Here is a 2,510-nt window from a genome sequence, read left to right on the forward strand (position 1 = left end):
AAGTATGAGCATTACCTAAGAAACCCCTACCTCTAAGGTAGTGGGTAGTTCATTTGTTGGGTAGTTCTATAGATGCTAACAGCCTCAGAATAATCTATCAAAGTTTCATCGAGTCGTTGTAAGGGTTTTGTCACTAAGTATCACAACATTTTGACTGACACAGAATGCGAACAGTTTTTCGATAGGGGTTGTAAAACTGAAAAATTCTTGTATAATTTGCAACTGGTGGCTCCGTTGGTAGCCTCGCAACATTGTTCTATGAATCCCGCCAGGACCGGAAGGTAGCAACGGTAATAGTTACAATGTGTGCCGAGGATGTGCTGATGGAGTCGCTTTTTTTTGTCTGAAATTCGAGTAATGCTCGCTGCCAAAGTGCTCATTCTATATATTAAGCCCTTCAATATAAGGGCTTTTTTTGCGCCTGTATTTTATGCAGACTTTAGTATTCATTGATTTAGATGTATTAAAATATAGTATATTAATGTTGGTATGTATTCTGAAGGCTTTGAGGGCTGGTTATGAAAACTTTCGTTTGGCTGTTCATTATTACTGTTGTATTGGTTGTTGTCTTTGGCGTGTTGATATTCAATAAGTTGGTACGGGGGCGTAATCAGGCAAAGAATGGCTTTGCGCAGATAGACGTGCAACTTAAACGCCGGCATAATTTGATTCCGAACTTGGTTGAGACTGCCAAGCGGTATTTGACTCATGAAGAAGAAACCCTCAGTCGTGTGATCAGTGCGCGTAATCATGCCCAAAGTTTACAAGACTCAAATAAACACCAACCAGAGTCGAGTGAGCATATGGCTATGTTTGCGCAGGCGGAGAGCATGCTGTCAAAAGCCTTGGGGCAGTTCTCAGCTGTCGTAGAGGCGTATCCTGAGTTGAAAGCCGACAGCGTGATCAAAGAGTTGATGGATGAGCTGACCAATACAGAAAACCGAACTGGTTTTGCTCGTCAGCATTACAACGATAGCGTCATGTTTTACAATAATGACCGTGAAGTATTTCCCAATAATCTTGTCAGCAGTACTTTTGGATTCCGTCCGCTTAGTCAGTTGGTATTTGAAGACAGAGAAGCGATTAGCCAAGCACTGACCGTTAATATGGGTTGAGGCGCGACAGAGTTGGGTTAGTAGTAGGTAGAATAAGCTGATGGATTTCTTCAGTGAACAGCGGTCACGTACAAGGCGCAGCCTATTACTTTATGGGCTGTTTTTTTCATTGTACTTGCACACGTGGCAGTAGCGCTTGCTGTGATGGCGTTATTACTAACACTATTTACGGATGGTATTTACTATTGGGTGCTAGTGCTGGTTATCGTGTGGACGTTGGCTGGCTTTATTGGCTGGAGTTTCCTAGAGTATCGTCGTTTAAAGTCTGGCGGTCGTGCTATTGCTCAGCGGGTGGGCGCTGTTCGGCTGTTTATTGATAACAGTCAAGATGCGTGGAAGCATAGTCAAGGAGTAACTCATGAGTGTACGAGTCCAGAGAAAGTTCGCTATAGTGCCCGTCATATCGCAGTGCGTGATGAGCGCGATTTTCCACCTATTTATCGTCGATACTATGAAACAGCCCAGCAATTAGCCATTGCCGCGGGTTTGCGTATGCCGATTCTTTATGTGTTGCCCGATGAGCAGGGGATCAATGGCTTTGTGGCTGGTCGACATAGTCAAGACATGGTAATGATCGTCACTCAAGGTGCGCTTGATAAATTGTCTGACGATGCGTTATATGGACTCATCGGACACGAATATGGTCATATCTTGCATGGTGATGCTAGGTTTAACTTACAATTGATGGTAGTGCTAGCAGGATTGCAAATAGTCTATGATTGGAGCGATCCTATCAGTAATAGCAGTCATCGTAGTCGCTACGCTGATTATAATGATGTGAGTCAAAATACCCTCTCATCACAAAAGTCTATTGATAGACAAGCTCGTAGCACTGAGGCGGAAACAGAGAACTTTATGAGCCATAGTGACTGGATAGCATATTGGCGAGCCCACAATCAAGCGCAAAACCGCAAGTCGTCCGCCAAAGGTCACTCTAGGCAGCTACAACATCGGCACGTCGTTAATCGCGAAGCACCGCGCAGTATTTGGACACTGTTGTTGCATGGTCTGAGCTTTTCGAGTATGGCAAGTGCGCAATTGATCAAGCACAGTTTTAACCGTCAGCGTGAACTGCTCGCCGATGCCACCAGTGTGCAACTGACCCGCTCACTGGCAGTTATGGAAACCTTAAAAACAATCCATCAAGATTCGCATGGGTCACGGTTATCAAGCGTCGCAGATATCAACGGGCTTAGCCATTTTTTCTTTGCCAGTAGTGGGGCAGACTTGGGTGATGTTTCGTGGTTTGCTACTCATCCTAGTTTGGCCGAGCGCATGACGGCGGTTAATAGCAGTGCTTATCACGATTTCGCGGTACAAGTCGCAAGAGACAAGCGTCTAAATCAACAAAAAATAGACACCATCTATGAGCAGCGCAGATTGGGCGGTGTGGCT

The 2,510-nt window shown here is 44.9% G+C and carries 2 protein-coding genes and 1 other RNA gene; all 3 read left to right on the top strand.

What is annotated here, in order from left to right; genetic code table 11:
- Nucleotides 1-232 precede the first annotated feature (232 nt).
- An RNA gene (ffs, locus tag L0J61_RS10505) (signal recognition particle sRNA small type) lies at nt 233-329 on the top strand.
- A 189-nt stretch (nt 330-518) separates the two neighbouring features.
- Nucleotides 519-1,115 (top strand): LemA family protein, encoded by a 597-nt coding sequence (locus tag L0J61_RS10510; RefSeq protein ID WP_301466388.1) that lies wholly within the window; start codon nt 519-521, stop codon nt 1,113-1,115.
- 144 nt (nt 1,116-1,259) lie between these two features.
- Nucleotides 1,260-2,510 (top strand): M48 family metalloprotease (locus tag L0J61_RS10515; RefSeq protein ID WP_301466389.1); only part of this gene is annotated, 1,251 nt, incomplete at its 3' end.

Source organism: Psychrobacter sp. (assembly GCF_030457785.1).
Classification (GTDB): Bacteria; Pseudomonadota; Gammaproteobacteria; order Pseudomonadales; family Moraxellaceae; genus Psychrobacter.